The sequence below is a fragment of the Empedobacter stercoris genome (assembly GCF_025244765.1).
Classification (GTDB): domain Bacteria; phylum Bacteroidota; class Bacteroidia; order Flavobacteriales; family Weeksellaceae; genus Empedobacter; species Empedobacter stercoris.
This window is the reverse complement of the sequence record NZ_CP104209.1, coordinates 652,028-678,825: the sequence shown is the minus strand read 5'-3', so window position 1 is coordinate 678,825 and position 26,798 is coordinate 652,028. Positions and strand designations below refer to the sequence as shown.

Genomic DNA, 26,798 nt, shown 5'->3' with positions numbered 1-26,798 from the left:
ATGTGGTTACATCTGCAATATAAGTATAAATTAATTTTAGGAAAATAAAAATTCCTTCACAATTTCTAAATGTAGAAGCAAATCATTTAATGTATCTTTGCAAACGAAAATAAATAATACATTGGAGTTAAAAGAACATTTAAGACGTAATATAAAATTAGCATTTCCAGTAATGATTACTCAAATGGGGCAGATTTCTGTCAACATTATAGATAATATTATGGTGGGAGGTTTAGGTGGAAAATACGATAATATTGAGGATGAAGTTTTAGGAAAAACAGCTTTAGCTGCAGCATCGTTAGGAAATTCATTGTTTTTTGCTGTATTAGTATTTGCCTTTGGATTTAGTTTTGCTTTGTCACCTTTGATAGCCGCAGAAGATTCGAAAGGAGATAAAAAAATGGCAGCAAGTTATTTTTCGCATAGTTTTGTTTTAAATGTTACTTTATCGATTGGCTTATTCTTATTGATTACGTTCTTAAAACCATTAATGTATCACATGGGACAACCAGAAGATGTAGTCGAAAAATGTATTCCATATTTAACGATCATGACGTTTTCTATGATTCCTTTGATGGTTTTCCAAACGTTTCGTCAATTATCTGAAGGCTTATCTTTGACTGTCCCTGTAACTATTGCAACTGTTTTGAGTAATGTTATCAATATTGCGTTAAACTATGGATGGATTTATGGGAATTGGGGATTTCCTCGTTTAGAAGTTGCTGGTGCAGCTTGGGGAACATTTGTTGCTCGTTTGGTGATGATGATTTTCTTGGTTGTTGTATTACTTAATTTTAAGAAAACAAAAGCAGTACTACAAGAAGTTCAGTTCAAAACAAGTAATTTTAAGAAAGTTATTTTTCGAAAAATTGCAGGAATTGGTATTCCAACTGCCTTGACTTCATTTTTTGAAATGAGTGCGTTCTCTTTGGCAGCTTTTGTTTGTGGATATACGTTTACAAATTCTATTGCTGATCAAGAACTGGCAAAAGTAAATTTGGCTGCGCATCAAATTGCAATAAACCTTGCTTCGACGACATTTATGATGTGTACTGGAATTGGAGTGGCGGCAACTGTTAGAATTGGAAATCAATTGGGATTAAAGGATTATAAAACCTTACGAGAAGCTGGCTGGTCTTGTATTTTGATGGTGTTAACTTTTATGATATTCTGTGGAATTTTATTTATTGTTTTTCGTTATCAACTGCCAACCATTTATTTAGATAATCCAGAAGTCATAAATATGGCTGCTTCGTTATTAATTATAGCCTCTCTTTTCCAGATGTCAGATGGAGTACAATTGGTATTGTTAGGAGCTTTGCGAGGAATGACGGATGTTAAAATCCCTTCAATATTGACCTTTATTTCATATTGGTTAATTGCAATTCCGATAGGTGTAGTGTTAGCAATTGTATTCGAAATGAGAGCTTTCGGGATGTGGATTGGTTTGGGGACAGGCCTAACAGCATCAGCAATATTTTTAATGATTCGATATAATCGTCAAACCAAAAAAATGATTAGGGAAAATCCTAATTCTGAACTAATTTTAGAAGATAAATTAAATAATATATAACATGGAATTACCAAAATTTTTATTGGCAGATAATTCAACAATGCCAGAGAAAATCTTTATTCTACATACAGAATATCCACGCTTTTTATTAGATGTTGAAACAGACGATATCGAGTGGTTTGAAGATATTTCTGAAGAAGAAGATAATGAAGAATTTAACACAGAAGTTGCAAATCTTATTGAAGACGCTTTAGATTTTTATGATCAAGAAATGTCTTTTTTAGATGAAGAAGAATAAGTCTTTTTTTAATAAAAAACCATAGTTTTTATTAGTGTACGAAATACACTAAAATATTTTTTTATGCTTGCATACTATTTTTTTTATTCATATTTTGCAACTAAGAAAATTATTCAAAACCATGGAAATAAAACGATTATTTGATTTTCCGCAAAATCAATTAGAAAATAATCCTCGAGAAGATGCATTAGTGTCCAAAGTAAACGGAGCTTGGGTGAAAACCTCAACGCAGGAATATCTTGCTAAAGCCAATGCATTTAGTCGAGGATTATTACAATTAGGAATAAAACCACAAGATAAAATAGCAATTGTAACTACTACTAACCGTACCGAATGGAATATTTGTGACATCGGTATACAACAAGTTGGTGCTATTTCTGTTCCGCTTTATCCTACACTTTCAGAAGATGATTTTGATTATATATTAAATAATGCCGAATGTAAGTTCGTCATTGTTTCCGACAAAAATTTATACGATACTGTGTCTGCGGTAAAAGAGAAGGTTTCAACGTTAGTTGGGATTTATAGTTTTGATGAAATTAATGGAGTTCCCAATTTTAGAGAAATTTTAGATTTGGGCGAAGATAATTCTACTCAACACGAAGTCGATAGTATCAAGGAAATCATTAAACCTTCTGAAGTTGCTACCTTAATTTATACTTCAGGAACAACAGGACGTCCAAAAGGAGTGGTCTTAACACACGAAAATATTGTTTCAAATGTGTTAATGTCTGTTGATCGTATCCCAGTATTTCCAAATCAAGCAATTGCTTTAAGTTTTCTTCCGATTAATCATGTTTTTGAACGAATGTTAATTTATTTGTACCAACATTTGAGTATAGGAATTTGGTATGCTGAAAGCATTGATAAATTAGGTGAGAATATGAAAGAGGTAAAACCTCATGTCATGACTGTAGTTCCTCGTTTAGTAGAGAAAGTTTACGATAAGATTTATAATACTGGAGCATCTGCTGGGGGGCTTAAGACAAAGATTTTTATGTGGGCTTTAAGTCTTGTAGAAGATTATGATCCGTACAATCCAAAAGGAGGATTATTTGGCCTAAAACATTCTATTGCCAAAAGTTTAGTGTTTAGCAAATGGAAAGAAGGAGTTGGGGGTAATTTAGTATGCATGGTCTCTGGTTCTGCGCCTTTAGCATCTCGTCTAAATCATATTTTTTGGGGTGCTGGAATTCCAATTTTAGAAGGTTATGGCTTAACGGAAACCTCTCCTGTAATTTCGGTGAACTGCATGAAAAAAGAAGGTTTTGGAATTGGAACTGTTGGAGCGCCATTAAAAGGTGTTGAAGTGAAAATTGCTGAAGATGGTGAAATCTTAGTAAAAGGACCAAATGTGACGCAAGGTTATTACAAAGATCCCGAAAAAACAGCTGAGGCTTTTACCCCAGATGGTTATTTTAAAACTGGTGATATAGGTGTTTTAGAAAGAGGTTTATTAAAAATTACAGATCGTAAAAAAGAGATGTTTAAAACTTCTGGAGGAAAATATATCGCTCCTCAAATCATTGAAAATAAATTAAAACAATCTCGTTTTATCGAACAGGTAATGGTTGTTGGAGAAGGAGAGAAAATGCCTTGTGCAATTATTCAACCTAACTTCCAAGTATTAAAAGATTATTTGAATATCAAAGGAATTGCTGTACCTGATTCTAATTCTGCAATAATAAAAGAACCTGCAATTTTAGATATTCTTAGTCGTGAAATCGATAAAAATAACAAAGGTTTAGGGCATTGGGAACAAATCAAAAAGTTCGAATTAACACCAGAAGAATGGACAATTGATGATGGATTGTTAACACCAACATTAAAATTAAAACGAAAAAATGTTTTAGCTAAATATCAAGAGTTATACAATAAATTATACGACAAGAAATAGATTTCATAAAAAAACTCAACTAAATATTAGTTGAGTTTTTTTTATGAATAGTTATAAAATTTATTCTTTTCGACCACCCATCGCCATCATCACGAAATAAAGTAATTGCGCTAAAGAACCAATTGCAGCAACAACATATGTTCTTGCGGCCCATTTTAACGAGTCTTTTGCACCTTCATATTCGTTTGGCATAACCATATTAGTCCCTTTTAACCAAGCCAAAGCTCGGTTCGAAGCATCATATTCTACTGGTAACGTTACAAAAGCGAAAACAGTTGTTACGGCAAATAAGAAAATCCCAATCCATAATAAAGTGGCATTTTTAGAAGATGCCATTACAATTATACCTAACATCAAAATCCATTGATTTAATCGAGATGCTAAATTTACCATTGGAACCATTTTTGAACGGAATTGTAACATACTGTATCCAACAGCATGTTGAACAGCATGTCCAACTTCGTGTGCTGCAACAGCTGCAGCTGCTGCATTGCGTTCATGATAAACTACTTCAGATAAATTAACTGTTTTATCCATTGGATTATAATGGTCTGTTAATTGTCCTGGAGTCGAAATCACACGAACATCGTGGATGTTATTGTCAGATAGCATTTTTTCTGCAATCTCTCTTCCAGACATTCCGTTTGCCAAATGTACTTTCGAATAATGCTTAAATTTACTTTGTAGTCGGTTGCTAACAAACCAACTAATTAGCATAAATAGTCCAATAATAATGTAATAACCTGTCATCTATTTTTATTTTATTTTTTTAATTTTTAATCGTTGTTTAAAATTCAAAAAGTATTCCAATAAGTGAATAAAGACAAAAATAATAGAATTGTTGGCTTTTTGGTAGATTTATGCATAAAATCATATAAATTGAAGATGGAAAACTGACATTTTAGTTAAAAAACATTCTATTGAAATTACAAAACTTAGTATCTTTGCGAGCTATGAGCATTCGTATTAAAGAAGTACAATCTAAACAGGATTTGGAGGCTTTTATTAAGTTTCCAATGCATTTGTATAAGGATAATCAATATTACGTTCCGCCCTTTATTAACGAGGAGAAGGAAACATTAGATGTTTCTAAAAATCCAGTTTTTAAGGATGCTGAAGCACGTTATTTTCTTGCTGAAAAAGAAGGGAAGATTGTGGGGCGTGTGGCTGCAATTATCAATTGGCAAGAAGTAAATAAACAACATAAACGTAAAATGCGTTTTGGTTGGTTTGATATGATTGATGATATCGAAGTGACAAAAACACTTTTAGCCAAAATTGAGGAAATTGGAAAAGAAAATAAATTAGAATATATAGAAGGACCAGTTGGATTTTCAAATTTAGAGAAAGCAGGAATGCTGACGATGGGATTTGATAAATTAGCAACAATGGTAGGTTTATATAATTATTCATACTATTCGCAACATTTAGAAGCATTAGATTTTGAAATGGCAAATGAATGGGTAGAATATGAATTACCTGCGCCAACAGAATTACCAGAAAAGGTCATTAAATTTAATAAAATCATTCGTGAACGTTACAAATTAAAAGAATTGAAGTTCACTAAAACTTCTAAAATTCTTCCTTATGTTGATGAAATGTTCGATTTGTTGGACAAAACATACAGTGAATTAGACACCTACGTTCCGATTGCAGATTACCAAATAGAATATTACAAAAAGAAATATATTCCGTTTATCAATCCAGATTTTGTAAATTGTATTGTGGATGAAAATGGAAAAATGGTTTCGTTTGCGATAACGATGCCATCATATTCAAAAGCGATGCAAAAAGCGAAAGGCAAAATCTTGCCTTTTGGTTGGTGGCATCTAATGCGTGCGAGTAAAAACAACGATTCTGCGCAATTCTACTTAATTGGAATTGATCCTAAATTTCAAGGTAAAGGCGTAACAGCATTAATTTTTAATGCAATGTTTGATACTTTCAAACGTAACGGAATCAAGTTTTTGGAAACAAATCCAGAATTGGCCGACAACGAAAGTATTCAAGTGTTATGGAAATCTTATAATCCAGTAAATCACAAACGTCGAAAAACGTTTAGAAAATCAATTCAATAAAATATATAACGTAGAATTTAACACGAATAAGGTAAATAAGCATGTTTGATATTCAGCAATTAGATCAAGAGTATTCGACTTTTAAACAAGAAGGTTTTGATTTGAAATGGTTAAATTTTGAAGATTTAAAGAATTATTTTTCACTAAAATCGTCTCAAAAAGAACAAATAGGAACATCATTTTTAGGAAATGAAATTTATAAATTAAGTTTCGGAACTGGAGAAAAACGTTTATTAATTTGGTCTCAAATGCACGGAAACGAATCCTCAGGAACTCGTGCAATGTTTGATGTAATTAATTTTTTTGAACAAAAATCAGAATTGGCTCAAACTATTTTGTCTCAACTGACAATTGATTTTATTCCAATGTTAAATCCAGATGGTGCTAATGTCAATACACGTCGAAATGCAGTTGGAATTGATATTAACCGTGATTTTTTAGCTAAACAATCGACTGAAATTCATATTTTGTTAGATCAAGTAGTGAAAGGAAATTACCAAACTTTGTTTAATTTACATGATCAACGTACCATTTTTAATGTTGGTCAAACAGCGAAACCTGCAACGCTTTCTTTTTTGGCACCTTCGTATAATGTTGAGGAAGATGTAAACGAAGTTCGTGAAAAAACGATGGGTATCATTCAATCCATGAATACAGCATTGCAACAAGTGATACCGGGGCAAGTAGGTCGTTATACTTCGGAGTTTTATCCAATGTCGACAGGTGATAATTTTACGAAAATGGGGTATCCTTGCGTGTTGTTTGAAGCAGGTCATTTCGCAAATGATTATCAACGAAATACGACGAGAAAATATAATGCGTTAGCAATTTTAGCTGGCTTAAATGCGTTGGCAACGCAGGATAAATTTCCGTTTGATAACTATTTATCAATTCCTCAAAATGGACAAAAATACTTGGATATATTAATTCGTAATGTTCAACTTAAAAATGAAGATAAGTTTTCATTTGTTGATTTGGGAATTTATTTTGAAGATGAATACAACGAAGAAAATAATACGGTTGATCAAATGGCTAAAATTGTTGAGATTGGCGATTTAAGAAAATTCATCGGGCATCTTGAAATTGATGCGAAGAAGCAAATTTATAAAGGAGTACAGAAGAATTATCCCATATTAAATCAATTAGCAACTTTCGAAATTGGTTCAATTAAGTTCAAAAATGGTCGATTGATTGACTAATTATTTATACATTTAAAACCTAAAACTAAAAATAAAATGAAAAAAATATTGGCAATTGCACTTGTAGTAATGTTAGGATTTTCGACGCAAACTTTTGCTCAGAAAAAAGTGACGAATCGCGTAATTACTTCAGAAAACGGAACAAAAATGTTGACAGGAGAATTTAACAGAGAAGCTTTAGAAGAAGCTGATTTTAAAGGTTGGTACAACCAAGAGTACGATTCTTACGAAGTTGAAAAAAGTAAACTAAGAGCATTGAAAGGTTTGAGAAACTATCGTATCGAAGTTTTTGTAGGAACTTGGTGCCCAGATTCTCGTCGCGAATTGCCTCGTCTGTATAAAATATTAGATGATATTAAATTTTCTCAAAACCGTTTGAAAGTGATTGGTGTTAACCGTCAAAAGAAAAGTTTTAATGGAGAAGAAATCAATAAAAATATAATTCGTGTTCCGACAATTATCGTTTATAATAATAAAAAAGAAGAAGTTGGAAGAATTGTTGAATCTCCTGTTTCTGGATATTTAGAAGAGGATTTGGCACAGATTGTGAATGGTACGCCGTTGACACCAAATTATACAAATGAGTAATTTAAAAAAAATAATTCTTGTCGTTGTAGCTTTTGTTTTTGGCGTGATGATTACGTATTTCATCATGGATAAATTTAAAACAGAAGATTATTCCGAACAATCGCATGTCATAGCTTATCAAATCGAACGAATGAATAAAATGATTGTTGCTGAACAAACTTATTCAGATTTATACAATCATACATCAAAAAAATCAGTACCTGGTTTTACAGATATTTTTTCGTCGGATAAAAAAGTAACACTTTTAGTGAAAGCAAAAGCACAAGCAACCTATGATTTAAAAAAAATGGATGTTGAATTAGATTCGGTAAATAAGAAAATTATAATCAAATCAATTCCAGCAGTTGAAATAAAAGTGTATCCTGATGTCAGTTTTTATGATATGGATCAAAGTGTTTTTAATAAATTTAGTAAAGATGATTTGAACGGGATTAAGAAGCGTGCGGTAGAGCATGTTGAGAAAACTGTCGATAAATCGAAACTAAAAAAAGAAGCACATCAACAATTAATTCAAAATCTTGGCGATTTGTACTTCTTGGCTAAAACCTATGGTTGGACAATAGAAGATAAAACGAGTTATGCAAACGAATTGAATAAATTATACGATTAAAAATAATTAAAAACCTGTTCGAAAGAATAGGTTTTTTTAGCTGAATAAAGAAATGAAGAGTTTCTTATTTTAGAATTAAAAATAGTATTTTCGCTTAATATTAAAAATAAAAATGAATTGGCGTAGATTTTTACTTCCATTTTCTGGTTTATATTGGATAGGAACTTCGGTTCGAAATCTGTTTTACAACATTGGAATGATGCGTTCTACATCATTCAATATTCCCATTATTAATGTCGGAAATTTGTCTGTAGGAGGAACAGGGAAGTCACCTCATATCATGTATTTGATTGATTTGTTGAAAGACGAGAAATTAACTGCAACATTGAGTAGAGGTTATGGTCGAAAAACAAAAGGTTTTTTAATTGCAAATTATTCTTCTAAGGTTTATGATATTGGAGATGAACCGATGCAGTTTTTTCAACGTTTCAAGAACAGAATCTTGATTGCTGTTTGTGAAGAAAGAGTTTTTGGAGCTCATAAATTAATAGATCATTACAAATCAGAAGTGATTTTGTTGGATGATGCGTATCAACATCGCGCAATAAAAGCTGGTTTCAACATTATGTTGACAGATTTTAATAACCCATATTACAAAGATTTTTTGTTGCCAGCTGGTGATTTGAGAGAGAGTGGAAGTGGAGTTCGTCGTGCTGATATTGTAATTGTAACAAAATGTCCTGATCGAATTTCGGAAGAAAAACACAAAGAAATTTCGAAACGAATTAAGTTGAAATCCCATCAACAATTATTTTTCTCGAAAATTGTTTATGATAACAAATTGATAGGAAGATTAGATGATGTAGAGAAATCAACTTGGAAAAATCTAAATGTTATTTTGGTTACTGGAATCGCAAAAACTGATGGTTTAGTGAAATTTGCAGAAGAAAATTTTGCCAATGTATTGCATTTAGAATATCCAGATCATCATAATTTTAGTCAATCAGAAATTGAGTATATTTACAAACGATACGAAGATACGGAAGGAAGAAAACGTTTTGATAAAATTATCATGACAACGGAGAAAGATTTTATGCGTTTGATGGAAGAATCCATGATAAAAGACGATTTATATTATATTCCGATTCGTATCGAAATTAACGATAAAGAAAAATTTAATCAAACTATTTTAGAGTATGTTGGAAAGAATTAATGAGGCTATAAAGTACATCAATAATTTATTGCCAGGTCAACCAGAATTTGTAATTGTATTAGGATCTGGTTTAGGAAAATTAGAAGACGAAGTAGAAAATAAAGTTGTAATTAACTACAAGGATATTCCAAACTTTCCTCAAGTAACAGTAGAAGGACACAAAGGTCATTTAGTATACGGAACTATTTTGGGTAAAAAAGTTTTGATGATGGCTGGTCGTTTTCATTATTACGAAGGGTATTCGATGGAAGAAGTTACTTTTCCAATGCGTGTTTTTAACGGATTAGGAATTAACAAAGTTATTTTATCAAATGCTTCAGGAGGTGTTAATCCAAATTTCCAAGTAGGAGATATTTTAATTGTAAAAGATCATATCAACATGATGCCAGAACATCCTTTACGTGGAAAAAATATCGACGAATTAGGACCACGTTTTGTAGACATGTCTAAAGCGTATGACAAAGAAATGTTGAACGAAGCGGTAGAGTTTGCTAAAGCAAATGATATTTTAGTTCATCAAGGTGTTTATGTCGGATTACAAGGGCCAACTTTCGAAACACCATCAGAATATGGATTGGTACGTTTTATCGGTGGAGATTGTGTTGGAATGAGTACTGTTCCAGAAGTAATTGTTGCTCGCCACATGGATATGCGTGTGTTCTGCGTTTCTGTAATTACAGATTTAGGTGGACCAGAAATTTCGTTTGATGTTTCGCATGAAGATGTCTTAAATGCAGCGAACAATGCTATGCCGAATGTAATTAAAGTGGTAAAAAGTGTTATCGAAAATTGTTAATTTTCAACGAAAATAAGATAAAAAAGCCAACTTTAAGTTGGCTTTTTTATTTGGTAATAATCGGTGAATTCGAAAGAATAATATGGTCAAATAACAAGACGAATCCACCGACAAGTTTGTGAAGCAGTCAATCGATTAGATCTCAACTTCTCGTTCAGAATTTGTGCAATTACTATGGACGATATAATCGATTAGTTTTCCATTTTCAAAACACAACATCAAATCTTCTTCATAAATTGAGGTGTGCGTTAATTGGTTAAATTCCAATAATTTTCCTTGCGGAATTTTAATAATACCAGAATACCAAATGGCAAAAACTTCTTCACTTTTTGGAAACAAATAGTCCAGCTCAACTTCATCTAACCCATCTAAATATCCTTTAAAATTGATTAAGAATAATTTATCATTTCGTAATTCCCATTTTCCATAATAACCTCTCCAACATGTTGAAGACGGAGGTGTAAAATAGGGAGGATGTTTTAAATTTTTAAAATAATGGTGTAACGGTTGTTCGGCTATAATATATTGTTGATTGTCGATCAATAAAATTTCTCCTATTTGCGTGGTCATTTTTTCTTTTGGTTTATTCAAATGTAGAATAGCCAAATCAATTAATGAAAGAACAATAGTGCTATTTTATCAAAATGATAAAAATTGACCGACAAAAATAAATACTTAAAAATTATTATGTCTTTAAATAATAAATAAAGTAATAGTTATTTATTTTAAAATAATTCTCTCACCTTGTTGAGGAAAAATATAATGAATCATATAAGGATTATCTTGTAGTAATTCTTCTTTTATTTTTTGTTCATAATCTCCTTTTGGTTTAATATGCGTAACGATGATGTTTAACCCTTTCAATTTATTTTTTCCAACGATTTTCGCTAATACTCCTAATTCTTCGTTGATTAATTTTGGTGTTAAATGACCAAATAATAAATTTTCTGGTTGCGAATTAGGGAAAGAAACCTCTAACATCAAAGTGTTCAATTTACCCGATTTTATTTTTGGTGATATAGCTTTCCAAATCGTCTGTAAATTTGTTGTTCCTTCTATACGATCAGCTCCAGTATCGCCAAAATATAAAACGGCATTCGAATCATTTTCAACTAAAATAGCAGCACTTTTTAATGGATTGACATGACTCAATTCGTAAATCGTTCCAGTGAGATTTGTATTTTCTATATTAAATGGAGTGCCTATTTTGGCATAATTGTACGTATATTTATTTAAAATTGGAGCCTCTCCTTCATTTGCAAAATTTGCCCACGCATCATTTGTAAAGTATTTATTTTTCAAGACATCAATCATTTCCGAAGTACCATAAATAGGTTTTTTCGAGTCTTCAGGAGAATTAATAATCATTCCAGAAAGATGATCCAAATGTCCATGCGAAATAAAATATCCTTTGATATAATTTTTTAGAACATTTCCAATTTCTTCCTCAAAAGTGCCTTTTTCTATTGATTTATTGATTCCAGCATAAATCGTTCCTGCATCTAAAGCCAAGTAGTCGTTCGTCGATTCTTCTCCTATTAAATAAGAAGAAAGATTACTTTCATTACTTCCTCCATAAACGCCAAGCGGTACAATTTGAATATTTTGAGCCAAAGAGATCATCGAAATTCCTAAACCAATGCTTAAAAGATATTTTTTCATTTAAATGATATTTTGAACAAAAATACAAACGATACAATGATTATGAGAGATAATACGAATACTTTGTAAAAACTTTAGTATTTTCACAACTCTATTAAAAATTAACGCACAATAATAATTAGGATGAAATCGAATTTATCTACTAAAAATTTGAAAAATTATGCCTCTCAACTTCTAACTAAAAAGGCGATGTATGCTGCGGCTATAGCTCTATTGACAACAAGTGTTAATGCGCAAAAGAAACCTCTTGATTTGACTGTTTTTGATGAATGGCAATCAATCGGAATGAAAGAATTGTCGAATAACGGTTCTTGGGTAGCTTATCAAGTAAATGCACAAGAAAGCGATAATACGTTGAATTTTTTTGGTCTGAAAACGGATAAAAATTTAAGTTTTCATCGAGGTGAACAAAGTGTTTTTACAGCAGATTCTAAATTTGCTATTTTTAAGATTAAACCTTTTTACAAAGATTTGAAATTGGTTCGAATCAAAAAGAAAAAAGAACACGAAATTGCAAAAGATTCGATCGGGATTTTAAATCTTGCAACTAATCATGTTGAAAAATTACCCAATATAAAATCGTTTAAAACGCCTAAAAAGGAAGGTTCATTTTTAGCTTATTTAGTAGAAAAAGAAGACTTGAAGAACGATAAAAATGTCAAGTCAGATTCAACAAAAACAAAAGATAAACCTGTAAAATCCGCAGGAAAAGATAAAAAAGACACGCCTTTAGAATTGGTTTTAAGAAATTTGATTTCTGGTCAGAAAAAATCGTTCAAAAATGTGATGAATTATGAGTTCAGCGAGAATGGTAAACAATTAATTTTTTCGACAAAACAAGAGAAAAAAGATAGTTTAGATCAAACAAAATACGGTGTTTTCTTAGTTAATACGGCAACTTTTGTTCAAAAGCAGTTGGTGGATACAATTGGTGAATTTAAACAATTTGCATTTGACGAAATGGCAAGTAAAGTAGCGTTTGTTGGTACGACAGATGAAGAGAAAAAGGAGAACAAAACCTATTATTTATATCATACATCAACAAATAATCCACAACAGATAAAGAAAACTGAATTGTTAGGATTGAAAAAAAATTGGCAAGTTTCAGAAAACCGTCAGCCAAAATTTAGTAAAGATGGAAATTTTTTATTCATAGGTTTGATGCCGAAATTAGTTGAAAAAGACACTACAATAATTGCAGATGATCATGCAAAGGTTGATGTTTGGAGTTACAAAGACGAATTTATTCAACCGCAACAATTAAAGAATCTTGAACGAGAGAAAAAACGTTCGTATTTATCTGTGATTGATTTTTCAAATCCAGAAAAAGTGACGCAATTAGCAGATTTAGACATGAATCAAGTTGAAATCTTGAACGAAGGAAATTCAAATTTTGCATTAGGAACTTCTGACAATGCCTATCGATTAATTTCAAATTGGGATTTAACAAGACGTAGAGATTACTACATTGTGAATGTTAAAAATGGACAGCGAGAATTATTTGCAAAAGGTTTAGCAGGAAGAGTAGAAATGTCTCCAAATGGAAAGTTTGCGGTGTATTATAATGCAGAAAATGGACTATGGTCGAGTTATAATATCGAAACAAAACAAACGAAAGTTTTGAATAAAAAACTGAAAGTTAAGTTTTATGATGAGGAAAATGATTCACCAACTTTAGCACAAGCGTATGGAGTTGCTTATTTTACAGATAATGACGAAACAGTATTAATCAAAGATCGTTATGATATTTGGGAATTTGATTTGGTTGGAAATCGTCGTCCAGAAAATGTAACAAATGGTTTTGGTCGTAAACACAATATTACATTTGATATTAATCAGTTGAATGAAGAACTCAAAACAATAAATCGTGATACGCAACTTTATTTAGGTGCTTTTAATAATCAGAATAAACAATCAGGTGTTTATCAAACTATTATTTCGAAAGCTAAAAATCCCGAAAAAGTAGTGATGTCGAATACATGGGGTGCTCAAAAAATGACGAAAGCATTGAATGCCAACCAATATATTTATACCAAAGAAACATTCCGAAACTCTCCGGATGTTTATGTATCAACGAATTTTAAGGATGAGAAAAAAGTTTCTGCTATCAATCCGCAACAAAAAGATTATTATTGGGGGAATGGAGAATTGGTAACTTGGAAAACGTATTCAGGAAAAAACGCAACAGGAGTGGTGTATAAACCAGAGAATTTTGATCCAAACAAAAAATATCCAATGATTGTTTACTTCTACGAAAAACTTTCAGATAATTTGAATCGTTATCAAGCGCCTGCACCAACACCTTCACGAATCAATCATACGTATTTTGTGAGTAACGATTATATTGTATTTACACCAGATATTTCGTATACAGTTGGCCATCCAGCTAAGTCTGCTGAGGATTATATAAACTCTGGAGTAGAAGCTCTGAAGAAAAATAACTGGGTAAATGGTGATAAAATTGGTATTCAAGGTCAGAGTTGGGGAGGTTACCAAGTTTCACATTTGATAACAGCTACCGATATGTATGCAGCAGCTTGGGCAGGTGCTCCAGTTGTAAATATGACTTCTGCTTATGGTGGAATTCGTTGGGGAACAGGTATGAGTCGTCAATTTCAATACGAGCAAACGCAAAGTAGAATTGGTAAAACATTGTGGGAAGCACCAGAATTATACATCGAAAATTCACCATTATTTAATATGCCTAAGGTGACAACGCCTGTAGTTATTATGCATAACGACGAAGATGGTGCAGTTCCTTGGTATCAAGGTATTGAAATGTTTATGGCATTGCGTCGTTTAGGGAAACCATCATGGATGTTAAACTACAACGGTGACGATCATAACTTGATTAAACGTGCCAATAGAAATGATATTCAAAAGCGTCAAGTACAATTTTTTGATCATTACCTAAAAGATCAGCCAGCTCCGAAATGGATGAGCGAAGGAGTTCCTGCAATTTCAAAAGGAATTGATTGGGGCTTCGAATTGGAGTCGGTAAATGATTAATAGTCAACGTAATATATTATAAGTCATTTAGTTGAATTATTTTATTAATAAGATATTAAGAGACAATAAAAGACATTAAAAAACACTTTGAGTCATTAAAAGTACCCCTATTTCTCACCTCGAGATTTTGGGGTATTTTTGTTTAATAAATAATTTTAAAATATATAACTATATGATTAACTATCAGTTAAAAAGTAAGGACACGGAAAAAGCTCAGCCAGTTTATGCTTATATTACTGGTGTATTTAATAAGTCAAATGATCGATTAAAACTATCTATAGGGAAAACAATAAACCCAGATGATTTTGGTAAAAAGGGTGAGAATTATCGCTATAACTCACAATTAATAAAAACATCCAAGAAACCATCAGTTCTGGTATTTAAGCGAGCTTTAGAAGATTTTGAGAGTGCGGTTAGTAAAGTAGAATCTTATTTTATGGGGGTAGATTTAATACCATCAAAAGACCAATTCAAAGAGAAATTACTACAAAATCTTGGGAGAGAAAAAAAAGTTGTTGATAAAAAATCAGACGAAATTTTGGTTACTGATTTTATAGAGGATTATATTGAAGAGTCGAAAGAGTTGGTAAGAAAAGGACAGAAAAAGTTAGCTGACTCGTCAATGAGAAAATACATTCAAGTAAACACTCACGTCAAAAATTATCAAGAATTTATTGAAAAAAAAATATATGTACATGAGCTTAGTTATGATGTCTTTGTCTCAATGATTGATATTCTTAATAAAATAGCAATAGGTCAAATAAAATTAAAAGTAAATCACCAAAAAAGTAAGAGTCGTATAACAAATGAAGAAGGATATTCTTTAAATACTCTTAATACTTTTACGAGTCGTTTAAAATATATGCTTGGTGAAGCTCGCATAAGAGGTTATCATCTTCATCCAACATTACATCTTGACGACAAACGACTTGTCATAGGTGCGTGTAAAGGTTCAAAGGACTTCTATTTTGATGAAGATCTTTTATATAAAATATATAATCATCAAGCATTAACTAAGCCAACACAACACGCAAAGGATTATATTATGTTAGCAAGTACAACTGGTATGCGTCACCAGAGTGTTTCGTTGTTGCATGGTCAACAACCTCAACCAATCACAACTCCATCTGGTGTAGAATTTTTTGGTGTTAAAAATATATCAAATAAAACTGGTATAAAGTTATTAAGTCCTCTAATGAAACCAGCCCTTGAGGTTTATGATCGACTAGGAGAATTTCCTAAATATGAAAGTGTGACCACTATAACAAGGCAGATAAGAGCATTATTAACGGAAATGAAAGTAAATGATAAAGTAACTCTTGAACGTACTATTTATGGTGTAGGAAAGGTTAATGAAGTAAAGAAAATGACACAAGTTGCAAGTAGTCATGTTTGTCGCGCGAGCTTTATTACCAACCTTTTAAATCTTAGGGTTGACCGTAATAAAGTACAAATGATGACACATAAAGCGATGTCAGATAATAGTGCATTCAGCTTGTATGACAAAAGAAGCGAAATAGATAGAGCAATAGAGTTTTTCGAAGCAACAAAGGATTTGGATTCAGAATTTTTCAGATACAAATAAGGGGGCATAATAGCCCCCTTTATTCTACTTCTTGTCATTCAACAACCACTCTACAACTTCAGTCTCAACGTACATTTTCATATTTGTATTTTTGTTTCTTCTCAACGGAAAACCCTTTGTCTTTTCCCAGCGTTGGAGTGTCTTTTTGCTGATTCGAAGCTTTGCACATACATCACTACTGTAAAGTATGTCACTCAACTTGTACGGTTGTTTGGGCTTATTGACAGCCATTTCTTTTCAAATTTTAAAATCAATGATGTGCTTTCACATAAGGATTAATTTTTTTGTTGACCTCTAAGAGATCGGGTGCTCATTCAAAGAGCTAAATGGATTATTTATTTTTTATTAATTCCAAAATTTGATGTTGCAAATGTAGTAATTAAACTTTAAATATAAAAATTATTTATAACATTTTTATTAAAATAGATAAAATTTATACAAACTTATTCTTATGTTTTGTTATAACATTTTTATTGGTGTTAAAATATTCATTTTAAGCATTATTGTTTTAGGGTAAAAAGATATCATTTATTTTCGTAATTTCGGTGGGTTTAATCCTTAGAATTTACAATGAATCATCAATCACATAATAAATTAGTTAGCTTTATCTGGTCGATTGCAGACGATTGTTTGCGCGACGTATATGTACGAGGAAAATATCGCGATGTAATTTTACCATTCGTTGTTTTGCGTCGTATCGACTCGCTTTTAGAGCCAACAAAAGATAAAGTTCTTGAAGAAGTAAAATTCCAGCGAGAAGAGTTGGGGCAAGTAGAATTAGATCCACAAGGATTAAGAGATGCATCTGGTTATGTATTTTATAATACTTCTACTTGGACAATGGAAAAATTGAAAGGTACAGCAACCAATTCTCAACAAAAATTGATCGCTAATTTTGAAGAATATTTGAATGGATTTTCATCCAATGTCAAGGAAATTATCGAGAAATTCAATTTAGTTGCTCAGGTGCGCCATATGGCTTCTAAAGATGTTTTATTAGATGTTTTAGAGAAGTTTACTTCACCATATATCAACCTAACTCCTTTAGAAGTAAAGGATCCAGAAGGTCGTTTGTTACCCTCTTTATCAAATCTTGGTATGGGTTATGTGTTCGAAGAATTGATTCGTAAATTCAATGAAGAGAATAACGAAGAAGCTGGGGAACACTTTACACCACGTGAAGTAATTCAGTTGATGACTGCTATGGTTTTCGAACCAATCAAAGATAAATTACCTCCTGTTATTACGATTTATGATCCATGTTGTGGTTCTGGAGGAATGCTTTCAGAATCAGAAAATTTCTTAATCGAAGATAGTGGAATTAGTTATGCTGGTGATATTTATCTGTACGGAAAAGAAATCAATGATGAAACCTACGCGATCTGTAAATCGGATATGATGATTAAAGGGAAGAACCCAGAAAATATTCGTGTAGGTTCTACTTTATCCACGAATGAATTCTCGGGAGAGAAATTTGATTTTATGTTATCTAATCCACCTTATGGTAAATCGTGGGCTTCAGAAGTAAAATACATCAAGGATGGTAAAGACGTCATTGATACTCGTTTCCAATTCAAATTAAAAGATTACTGGGGAAATTGGGAAGTAGTGGATGCAACGCCACGAACTTCGGACGGACAATTACTGTTTTTAATGGAAATGGTGGATAAAATGAAAGCACCAACTGCCAATAAAATCGGAAGTAAAATTGCATCTGTTCACAACGGTTCGTCTTTATTTACTGGTGATGCAGGTTCGGGTGAATCGAATATTCGACGTTACATTATTGAGAATGATTTATTAGATGCCATCGTACAATTACCCAATAATATGTTCTATAACACGGGGATTACAACGTATATCTGGTTATTGAACAATAATAAACCAAAAGAACGTCAGGGATCTGTGCAATTGTTAGATGCAAATAATTTATTTCAGAAATTACGTAAAAATTTAGGTTCTAAAAACTGTGAATTAACGCCATCACAAATTCAAGAAATTGCTCAAGCTTATTTAGATAACTTAGAGGAAACGAAAGAAGGTTCTGAATTAAAAATCAAACGTTTTAAAAATACGGATTTTGGTTATTACAAAGTAAACATCGAGCGTCCAAAACGTTTACGCTCTCAGTTTACGAAAGAAGCTTTAGTAACTTTACGTTTCGATAAAGCTTTGGCTACGCCAATGCAATTAATTTACGATACTTACGGTGATTTAGCGTATGTAGATTTATCATCGAAAATTGATGAAATTGCTAAACGCGCCGAAAAAGAAGATTGGGGTTTAAATAAAAAACAGATTGCGAAGTTAGTTGATCCTGCCACTTGGCAAAAACCAAAAGCTATTTACGATGCTGCGCTAGCTTTATGGAATCACGTTGGTGATGATATTTTTATGGATTTTAACGCCTTTAGTTCGTTAGTGGATGATGTTGTTAAGAAACACAAATTAAATCTTTCAGCAGCTGAGAAAAAGGCGATCTTAAACGCCATTTCTACTTACGATGCAACAGCTGAAAAAGTAATTAAAAAAGTTGAAAAACTTTCTGGTGACAAGTTAAACCAATTGCTTGATAAATTAGGATGTACGGTGGATGAATTACCATTCTTTGGCTATTACCCAACGGCTAAAGCAGGTGAATTTATTACTTACGAAACCGAATCTGATTTACGCGATAGTGAACAAATTTCGCTAAACGAAGAAATCTTAACGTATTTCCAACGCGAAGTAATTCCTCACGTAGAAGAAGCATGGATCAACCTCGATTCGGTTAAAATTGGGTACGAAATTTCGTTTAACAAATACTTCTACCAACACACACCTTTGCGTGCAATAGAAGCCATTACAGCCGATTTATTAGCTTTAGAAGAGCAAGGGGATGGTTTATTGGCAGAAATCCTAAAATATTAAGCCATGCAAACATACGAACAGTACAAAGAAAGTAGTATCGACTGGATTGGAACAATTCCTGAGCATTGGGAATGTAAACGTTTAGGTAACTGGTTTGAAGAGAGAAGAAAAAAAGTTTCAGATAAAGATTTTGAACCATTATCAGTAACTAAAAATGGTATTGTTCCACAACTTGATAGCGCTGCAAAATCAAATGATGGTGATAACCGTAAATTGGTAATTGCAGGTGATTTTGTAATCAATAGCCGATCTGACAGAAAAGGATCAAGTGGTCTTTCATATTTAGATGGTTCAGTTTCATTAATTAATATTGTGATGAAACCAAGGGGGATTTACCCTAAGTTTTCTGAGTTCTTATTAAAATCAAATGGTTTTATTGAAGAATTCTACAGAAATGGTCACGGTATTGTTGCTGATCTTTGGACAACAAGATACGATGAAATGAAGTTCATTTTTTTGGCTATCCCCCCAATCCACGAACAAGAAGCCATTGCGAATTTCTTAGACGAAAAAACAGCGAAAATTGATGCGTTGGTTCAAACCAAAGAACAACAAATAGAAAAGCTTAAAGAACTGCGCCAAGCCAAAATTCATCAAGCCGTAACCAAAGGTTTAGATGCCAATGCACCGACAAAAAATTCGGGTGTAGAATGGATTGGTGAAATTCCAGCGCATTGGGAGGTGAAAAAAGTAAAAGAAATTTGTACAATGAATGGTAGAATTGGTTTTAGAGGGTATAGCCAATCTGATTTAGTTTCTGAAGGTGAAGGTGCAATCACAATTAGTCCAAGTAATATTGTTGAAAATCAAATGTTTTTTGAAAAAAACACTTACTTATCTTGGGAAAAGTATTTTGAATCACCTGAAATTATGGTGTCAAATGATGACATTTTAATAGTCAAAACAGGTTCAACTGTGGGTAAAGTAGGAATAGTAAAAAATCTTGATATTGAAGCAACAATAAATCCTCAATTATTGGTTATTAAGAATATAAAGGCAAATATCCAGTTTACATATGAATATTTACATTCTAACATTTTCTATGACTTTGTTAAATCAAATGCTATAGGAAGTACTATTCCAACTATTTCGGAAACAAAGATTGGGAATCTACCTTTTATTAATCCCCCAATCCAAGAACAAGAACAAATCGTTGCGTATTTGGATGAAGTCACAGGAAAAATAGACCAAGCCATTGCCCAAAAACAAGAACAAATAACCAAACTAAAAGAATACAAACAAAGTTTAATTAACGACGTGGTTACGGGGAAAGTTAAGGTTTGTTAATCAATACCAACTAAAAAACTATAATTAAAAGGTTAAAAACGAATCATATATTAATTCAAATTAACCTTTACTTAAACTTAACACAAAGAATAAAATGTCAACTCACTATAACGAACAAGCACTAGAATCTTCAATCGAAAAATACCTTGTTGGTGTTTCCTTGGAAGATTTAAAAAACGAAGGTAAATCCTTATCCGTATTTAACGAGGAAAATCAAGTCTATATTACTGCAAACAAATATTATATTGGTTCACCAAGTGATTTTGATAAACGATATGCAATTGACACAACTTGTTTCTGGGATTTTTTAGAAAATACACAGAAATTAGAATTAGAAAAATTAAAAGTTTCTCCAGATTGGCAATTAAAAATCTTGGAACGTTTCGAGCGAATGATCAAGAAAAAAGGATTGTTGCATCTACTTAAAAAAGGTTTAGATGTCGACAATGCTCACTTCACTTTATTCTACGAAGCTCCAAGTGCAAGTAGTGCCCAATCGATCAAAGATAACTTCAAGAAAAATCAGTTTTCTGTAACACGTCAATTAAGATATTCTACTGTTAACACAGGAGAAGAAATTGATATGGTAATTTTTATCAACGGTTTACCCTTTTGTACGATAGAACTTAAAAATCCTTGGACAGGTCAAACTGCTGCTGTACAAGGCATACATCAATACAAACATACAAGAGATTTCAAACAACCATTATTAGAATTTGGTCGTTGCTTAGTTCATTTCGCTGTAGATACAGACGAAGTGTATATGACGACGAAATTACAAGGTAAAGACACGTTTTTCTTACCTTTCAATAAAGGAAATAACTTAGGGAAAGGAAATCCTGTAAATCCAAATGGTCACAAGTCAGCTTATTTGTGGGAAGAAGTTTTTCAAAAAGAAAATATTGCCAAAATTATTCAACATTTTATGTTGTTGGAAGGTGCTGACAAAGATCCATTAAGTAAAAAGTTTTATATTTTTCCTCGTTATCATCAGTTGGATGTGGTATCCAAATTAATTGATGATGTACAAACTAATGGTGTAGGAGGAACTTATCTTATCCAACATTCAGCTGGATCGGGTAAATCTAATTCGATCACTTGGGCAGCATTTCAACTGATAGAGTTAGAAAATACTGATGGTAATCCAATGTTTGATTCTGTTATTGTGGTAACCGACAGACGTATATTAGATAAACAACTGAGAGATAATATTAAGAGCTTCTCAGATATTAAAAATATTATTGGAGCTGCTTACTCATCTAATGATTTAAAATTAGCTTTAGAAGGTGGAAAACGAGTTATTATTACAACCATCCAAAAATTCCCTTTTGTAATTGATAATGTTGATGAAATGGGAGATAAACGTTTCGCTGTAATTATAGATGAAGCACATTCATCACAAGGTGGAACCGCTGCGGATAAGATGAACCAAGTTCTGGGGAAACTAGAAACCAATGAAGAAGGTGAAGTAGATGGACAAGATTTAATTATTCGTGCAATGGAAGCTAGAAAAATGAGATCTAATGCATCCTACTTTGCTTTTACAGCAACGCCTAAAAATGCGACTTTAGAACGATTTGGGGTTAAACAGGATGATGGGTCGTTTTTACCATTTCATTTGTATTCAATGAAACAAGCAATAGAAGAAGGTTTTATCTTGGATGTTTTATCTAATTATACAACATACAGAAGTTATTTTCAACTTCAGAAATCTATCGAAGATGATCCTGAATTTAATACAAAAAAAGCGCAACAAAAATTGAAAGCTTTTGTAGAACGTGACGAACGTACTATAGAAGCGAAAGCAAGAATTATGCTAGATCATTTTGTACAACAAATTTATGATCGAAAATTATTAAAAGGGAAAGCGAAAGCAATGGTTGTAACACAAAGCATTGAGTCAGCTATTCGATATTACAAAGAGATCAAGAAAATTTTAGCAGAAAAAAACAATCCATTCAAAGTGGTCGTTGCATTTTCTGGAACAAAAATGATTAATGGTGTTGAACATACTGAGTCTGGAATGAATGGATTCCCTGATACGGAAACGAAAGATAAATTTGACACAGATGAGTACAAGATATTAGTTGTTGCGAATAAATACCTTACAGGATTTGATCAACCTAAATTAACTGCCATGTATGTAGATAAGAAACTACAAGGAGTTTTATGCGTACAGGCTTTATCGCGTTTAAACCGTTCGAATCCAAAATTGGGTAAGAAAACAGAAGATTTATTTGTGTTGGATTTCTTTAATGACTCGGAAGATATCAAACGATCATTTGATCCGTATTATACCTCAACATCGTTGTCAAAAGCAACTGATGTGAATGTATTACACGAATTGAAAGAAGAACTTGATGATTCTGGAGTTTATGAATGGTACGAAGTGGAAGATTTTAATACCAGATTTTTTAAAGGTGAACCAGCAGAATCACTAAGCCCAATAATTGATGTTGCTGCTCAACGTTTTAATAAAGAATTAGAATTAAACGATGATCAAAAAGCTGATTTAAAAATTAAAGCCAAGCAATTTGTTAAGGTGTATGGGCAGGTAGCGGCTATTATTCCGTTCGAAAAATTGGAATGGGAAAAATTATTTTGGTTTGCCAAATTTTTAATTCCTAAAATGATTGTAAAGCGCAAGGAAGACGAAATACTGGACGAATTGCTAGAATCTGTTGATCTTGCAACTTATGGTATTGAACGAGTTAAATTGAATGAAAAATTAGATCTTGATGATAACGAAACTTCTTTAGATGCAACTGGCAATTTACCACGAGGTGCGCATGCTGATGATGATAAAGCTAGACTAGAAGAAATTATTCGTGATTTTAACGAACGTTGGTTTGCGAACTGGGATGCTACCCCAGAAGATAAACGTCAATTATTCTTTACATTTACAGATAAAGTTGTAACTCATCCAGACTACGAAACAAAATATCTTAATAATCCAGATGAGCATACCAAACAATTGGCGTATAAAAAGATATTTGATGAGGTTGCATTAAGTATGCGTAAATTTCAAATAGAGTTTGCGAAGAAATTAACTGATGAGCATTTCAAGCAGGATATGCTGAATAGTACACAAAGATTTTTAAGAAGATAATTGAAGCAGGATTAATTCCTGCTTTTTTTAGATTTGATTATTGCATTGATTTCACTAAATTTGCTTATATTTATGTGAATTGTAATACTCACTTAAAACCTTTCAAAATGAATAAAGACTCAGATATACTAAAATTAGAAGAAACTAACGTTCTTAATCGTTTAGCAAAATCTGCATCTCAAACTGCAATCAGAGTTTCAGAAGCATTAGATTTATCGGTTCAGTATGTTCAAGGGAATCGTATCGTTGAAAGACAGCCAAATGGTGAGATTAAAATCATAAAAACGATCGACCGTGTAAAAGCTCCAAAAGAATTAAAAAAAGGTGCTAAATTATGTCTAAAATAAAACGTTTACGCGTTTTTGCTGGACCTAACGGTTCTGGGAAATCTACATTATTCGAAACCATTTCATCTAAGTTTAACGCTGGATATTTTATTAATTCTGATCTTATCGAAAAGGAAATTTCATCAAAAGGTTTCATTGATTTGGATCGCTATGAATTAAAACTTACCGAAAAGGACTTCGAAGATTTTAAAACTGAAACAGCATCAATTTCTCTTTTTGAGAAAGCTAAATTAGAAGGTAAATCAATTGATGTTATATTTAAAAATAATGTTTTAGTCGATAAGTCGAAGGCTACACATAGTTACGAGGCAGCATTTATTACATCTTTCATTCGTAAACACTTGCTAATTAAAGGTAAGTCGTATTCTTTCGAAACTGTGATGAGCCATCCATCTAAACTTGATGAGATTATGGATGCCAAAAAGAAAGGGTTCACAACTTATATGTATTTTGTATGTATTGAAGATCCTTTGATTAATATTTCTCGTATAGAGAATAGAGTGGAAAAGGGTGGACATCCAGTACCAGAAGAAAAAGTTGTAAAACGTTATCATTCTACACTAAATAATCTATTTCCAGCTTTAAAGTTGGTGGACAAAGCATATATTTTTGACAACTCAACTCAAGAAATGAGGCTATTCGCTCAAGTTAAAAAGAGTGAATTAGAAATCATGAATGATAAAGTACCAAATTGGTTTATCAAATTATTATAAAAAATTAAGCAGGACATGTTCCTGCTTTTTTTATACTCCTCCCTATGGAGGGTTCCCTACGTATCCCGTTAAATTACCCCTCCCTGCCATACTTGTTTAAAAGCAGTGCAGGTAGTTAAAAAATCATTTTATAAAAATTTTAATTAATTGTCAATTTAATAGGACATAATCTCCATAGAAATTAAAAATTAATGTTTTTGTATAATTTTTATTTAAAAATATAAATTCATAAACACTTGTAGTTTAGTTATTTGGTATTTGTTGTAAAAATTATTTTAGGTCATAACTTGACTTTTTTGTAAATGGTTACTATGTATATATAAAAAGGGCTCATTACGCCTTTATGTTATATATATGAAAGAATATAAACCAATACGATACTTTGTAGAAAATAACCTAACTACACTTAGTACAAGACAATTAAAAAGAAATGCTTCTAAAGCTTTTATTTCAGGTTGTAATTATGTAATTCAATCCTTAACATTAAATAATAAAAAACAATATGAAATTTTAGTTGACGAAATTGAAAGAATAGGAGAGAGAAAAAGAAAACCAAAGGAATCAAAGAAACCAGTCAAAATTATTAAAGAATTTGAATCTAAAACTTCAAGAAATTATATTACTGTTGTAACTATAAATTTTAAAGATACATCAGATGTTGTATTTTATGATGAATTGGTTTTAAAATTTTTTGAATACTCTAAAAAAGATGATATGTACTATAGCATTGAAATTGATGACGATGGTTTTACCCATGCGCATCTTGCTACAACTGGAGATATTTTTTCCACATATTATCAACTTAACCAGATAATAAATATAGAACTGCAATTAAATCAAAAAATAGCTATAAGTATGAATGGTGAAAAATCGTTTGCTCCAGTTGAGATATCACCAATGCGAGACAACCAATGCTTTCTTGAATATATTAGCAAAGAATCATACATTATTTACTTGAACGTAGTTGCACAGAAATGGTCTTAAATGCTGGTTATTAATGATAATTTTTATTTTTGTGTAAATTATCTAGTTCTTATTGTAAATAATTTGATGATCAATTGAATAGATTTGTATTTGAAATTTTACTTGGGATAAATTGGTAACTTTTAATAATATTTTTAGAGTTAAAATTATTGTAGATATTACGTAATAAAGATATGTTAATATAAGTATTTTCCATATCTTTACTTAAGAAATAGAGGGCTCTTTATAGAAAACCAATTTATCCAAAAATCCCCCTAAATCTCACCCTTGATAAAAACATATTTTTTAAATCATTTAATTACAATGGTTTAATTCGTTAAGAAAGGAATTGATTGGGGCTTCGATTTAGAGACCACAAAAGATTAGTGTTCTTATTGGATTGAATGATATAAATATAATTGTATATTTGATAAACGTTCAGAATGAAAATTCTGAACGTTTTGTATTTAAAATTATACAATAAGTTGTAAATTTTGTGCACATTATTGTAGATTAATAATTAATAACCCTTTATTTATGAGTAAAGAAGTAGCAGTTTTAGGAGCTGGTTGTTTTTGGTGTGTCGAAGGAATATTTAATTCGATCAATGGAGTTGAGAAGGCTATTTCTGGATTCGCAGGAGGCGATGTAGAAAATCCAACTTATCGTCAAGTTTGCGATACAGAAACCAATCATGCTGAGGTAGTTGAAGTAACTTTTGATAATGAAGTCATTTCGTATGAAGAATTATTAGAAATTTTTTGGAATATTCATAATCCAACGCAATTAAATAGACAAGGAAATGATGTTGGTACACAATATCGTTCGAGTATTTTTTACACATCAGAAGAACAGAAAAAACAAGCAGAAAATTCGTTGAAGAAGTTCGATAACGGAACTTTATATGAGGATAAATTCGTTACAACAATTGAGCCTTTAGATCAATTTTGGCCAGCCGAAGATTATCACCAAGGTTATTATAACGAAAATCCCGATCAGCCTTATTGTTCGGCTGTAGTTGGACCAAAAATAGCCAAATTTAAATCAAAATTCAAACAGATTTTAAAATAAGAAAAGCGAC

Annotated in this window: 21 protein-coding genes; 18 read left to right on the top strand and 3 right to left on the bottom strand. The window is 31.8% G+C overall.

Translation table 11 applies throughout. The features are described 5' to 3' along the window. The first annotated feature begins 121 nt into the window (after positions 1-121). The 3 genes from NZD85_RS03110 (at position 122) to NZD85_RS03100 (ending at position 3,708) form a co-directional block, all read left to right on the top strand. Positions 122-1,573, top strand: a complete 1,452-nt coding sequence (locus NZD85_RS03110) for an MATE family efflux transporter (protein ID WP_260543372.1) — start codon at positions 122-124, stop codon at positions 1,571-1,573. 1 nt (position 1,574) lies between these two features. Then, positions 1,575-1,811 (top strand): hypothetical protein, encoded by a 237-nt coding sequence (locus NZD85_RS03105; RefSeq protein ID WP_171621734.1) that lies wholly within the window; start codon positions 1,575-1,577, stop codon positions 1,809-1,811. A 121-nt stretch (positions 1,812-1,932) separates the two neighbouring features. Continuing rightward, on the top strand, positions 1,933-3,708 hold the full coding sequence (locus NZD85_RS03100; protein WP_260543371.1) for an AMP-dependent synthetase/ligase: 1,776 nt from the start codon (positions 1,933-1,935) through the stop codon (positions 3,706-3,708). Positions 3,709-3,768: 60 nt separating this feature from the next. Here the strand turns inward: NZD85_RS03100 and NZD85_RS03095 are convergent, their stop codons facing one another. Next, the gene (locus tag NZD85_RS03095) at positions 3,769-4,458 is read right to left on the bottom strand and encodes a zinc metallopeptidase (protein WP_260543370.1); all 690 of its coding nucleotides are present in this window, start codon (positions 4,456-4,458) and stop codon (positions 3,769-3,771) included. A gap of 203 nt (positions 4,459-4,661) precedes the next feature. On the opposite strand from NZD85_RS03095, the gene NZD85_RS03090 reads away from it, so the two are divergent. From NZD85_RS03090 to NZD85_RS03065, 6 genes are all read left to right on the top strand, one after another. Continuing rightward, entirely contained in the window at positions 4,662-5,786 is a 1,125-nt protein-coding gene (locus NZD85_RS03090) for a GNAT family N-acetyltransferase (RefSeq protein WP_260544544.1), read from the top strand. Between the two features lie 41 nt (positions 5,787-5,827). Beyond that, positions 5,828-6,985 (top strand): M14 family zinc carboxypeptidase, encoded by a 1,158-nt coding sequence (locus tag NZD85_RS03085; RefSeq protein ID WP_260543368.1) that lies wholly within the window; start codon positions 5,828-5,830, stop codon positions 6,983-6,985. Between the two features lie 36 nt (positions 6,986-7,021). Continuing rightward, positions 7,022-7,573 (top strand): TlpA family protein disulfide reductase, encoded by a 552-nt coding sequence (locus tag NZD85_RS03080; protein ID WP_260543366.1) that lies wholly within the window; start codon positions 7,022-7,024, stop codon positions 7,571-7,573. Further along, positions 7,566-8,183: a DUF4230 domain-containing protein gene (locus NZD85_RS03075; protein ID WP_171621740.1), complete on the top strand. Its 618-nt coding sequence runs from the start codon at positions 7,566-7,568 to the stop codon at positions 8,181-8,183. The genes NZD85_RS03080 and NZD85_RS03075 overlap by 8 nt, the downstream gene beginning before the upstream one ends. 112 nt (positions 8,184-8,295) lie before the next feature. Next, on the top strand, positions 8,296-9,336 hold the full coding sequence (gene lpxK, locus NZD85_RS03070) for a tetraacyldisaccharide 4'-kinase (protein WP_171621741.1): 1,041 nt from the start codon (positions 8,296-8,298) through the stop codon (positions 9,334-9,336). Continuing rightward, positions 9,320-10,132, top strand: coding sequence for a purine-nucleoside phosphorylase (locus tag NZD85_RS03065; RefSeq protein ID WP_260543364.1), 813 nt, complete (start codon positions 9,320-9,322; stop codon positions 10,130-10,132). The genes lpxK and NZD85_RS03065 overlap by 17 nt, the downstream gene beginning before the upstream one ends. A gap of 135 nt (positions 10,133-10,267) precedes the next feature. Here NZD85_RS03065 and NZD85_RS03060 read toward each other — a convergent pair whose 3' ends face one another. Next, a complete protein-coding gene (locus NZD85_RS03060; RefSeq protein ID WP_260543363.1) occupies positions 10,268-10,702 on the bottom strand; it encodes a hypothetical protein in 435 nt (144 codons plus the stop codon). A 150-nt stretch (positions 10,703-10,852) separates the two neighbouring features. Continuing rightward, on the bottom strand, positions 10,853-11,794 hold the full coding sequence (locus tag NZD85_RS03055) for an MBL fold metallo-hydrolase (protein ID WP_260543362.1): 942 nt from the start codon (positions 11,792-11,794) through the stop codon (positions 10,853-10,855). Between the two features lie 123 nt (positions 11,795-11,917). On the opposite strand from NZD85_RS03055, the gene NZD85_RS03050 reads away from it, so the two are divergent. The 9 genes from NZD85_RS03050 (at position 11,918) to msrA (ending at position 26,788) form a co-directional block, all read left to right on the top strand. Further along, on the top strand, positions 11,918-14,803 hold the full coding sequence (locus tag NZD85_RS03050; protein WP_260543361.1) for an alpha/beta hydrolase family protein: 2,886 nt from the start codon (positions 11,918-11,920) through the stop codon (positions 14,801-14,803). Between the two features lie 172 nt (positions 14,804-14,975). Beyond that, the gene (locus NZD85_RS03045; RefSeq protein WP_260543360.1) at positions 14,976-16,388 is read left to right on the top strand and encodes a site-specific integrase; all 1,413 of its coding nucleotides are present in this window, start codon (positions 14,976-14,978) and stop codon (positions 16,386-16,388) included. A gap of 570 nt (positions 16,389-16,958) precedes the next feature. Then, the gene (locus NZD85_RS03040; RefSeq protein ID WP_260543359.1) at positions 16,959-19,298 is read left to right on the top strand and encodes a type I restriction-modification system subunit M; all 2,340 of its coding nucleotides are present in this window, start codon (positions 16,959-16,961) and stop codon (positions 19,296-19,298) included. Positions 19,299-19,301: 3 nt separating this feature from the next. Continuing rightward, positions 19,302-20,585 (top strand): restriction endonuclease subunit S, encoded by a 1,284-nt coding sequence (locus NZD85_RS03035; protein WP_260543358.1) that lies wholly within the window; start codon positions 19,302-19,304, stop codon positions 20,583-20,585. A 94-nt stretch (positions 20,586-20,679) separates the two neighbouring features. Then, positions 20,680-23,694, top strand: a complete 3,015-nt coding sequence (locus tag NZD85_RS03030) for a type I restriction endonuclease subunit R (RefSeq protein ID WP_260543357.1) — start codon at positions 20,680-20,682, stop codon at positions 23,692-23,694. Positions 23,695-23,801: 107 nt separating this feature from the next. Beyond that, positions 23,802-24,041, top strand: coding sequence for a hypothetical protein (locus NZD85_RS03025; RefSeq protein WP_260543355.1), 240 nt, complete (start codon positions 23,802-23,804; stop codon positions 24,039-24,041). Next, positions 24,029-24,754 (top strand): hypothetical protein, encoded by a 726-nt coding sequence (locus NZD85_RS03020; protein WP_260543354.1) that lies wholly within the window; start codon positions 24,029-24,031, stop codon positions 24,752-24,754. The genes NZD85_RS03025 and NZD85_RS03020 overlap by 13 nt, the downstream gene beginning before the upstream one ends. Positions 24,755-25,108: 354 nt before the next feature. Further along, positions 25,109-25,738, top strand: a complete 630-nt coding sequence (locus NZD85_RS03015) for a hypothetical protein (RefSeq protein WP_260543353.1) — start codon at positions 25,109-25,111, stop codon at positions 25,736-25,738. Positions 25,739-26,254: 516 nt separating this feature from the next. Further along, positions 26,255-26,788 carry a peptide-methionine (S)-S-oxide reductase MsrA gene (gene msrA / locus NZD85_RS03010; protein WP_171621746.1) on the top strand — a complete coding sequence of 178 codons (534 nt, stop codon included), beginning with the start codon at positions 26,255-26,257 and terminating at the stop codon, positions 26,786-26,788. The last annotated feature ends 10 nt before the right edge of the window (positions 26,789-26,798 follow it).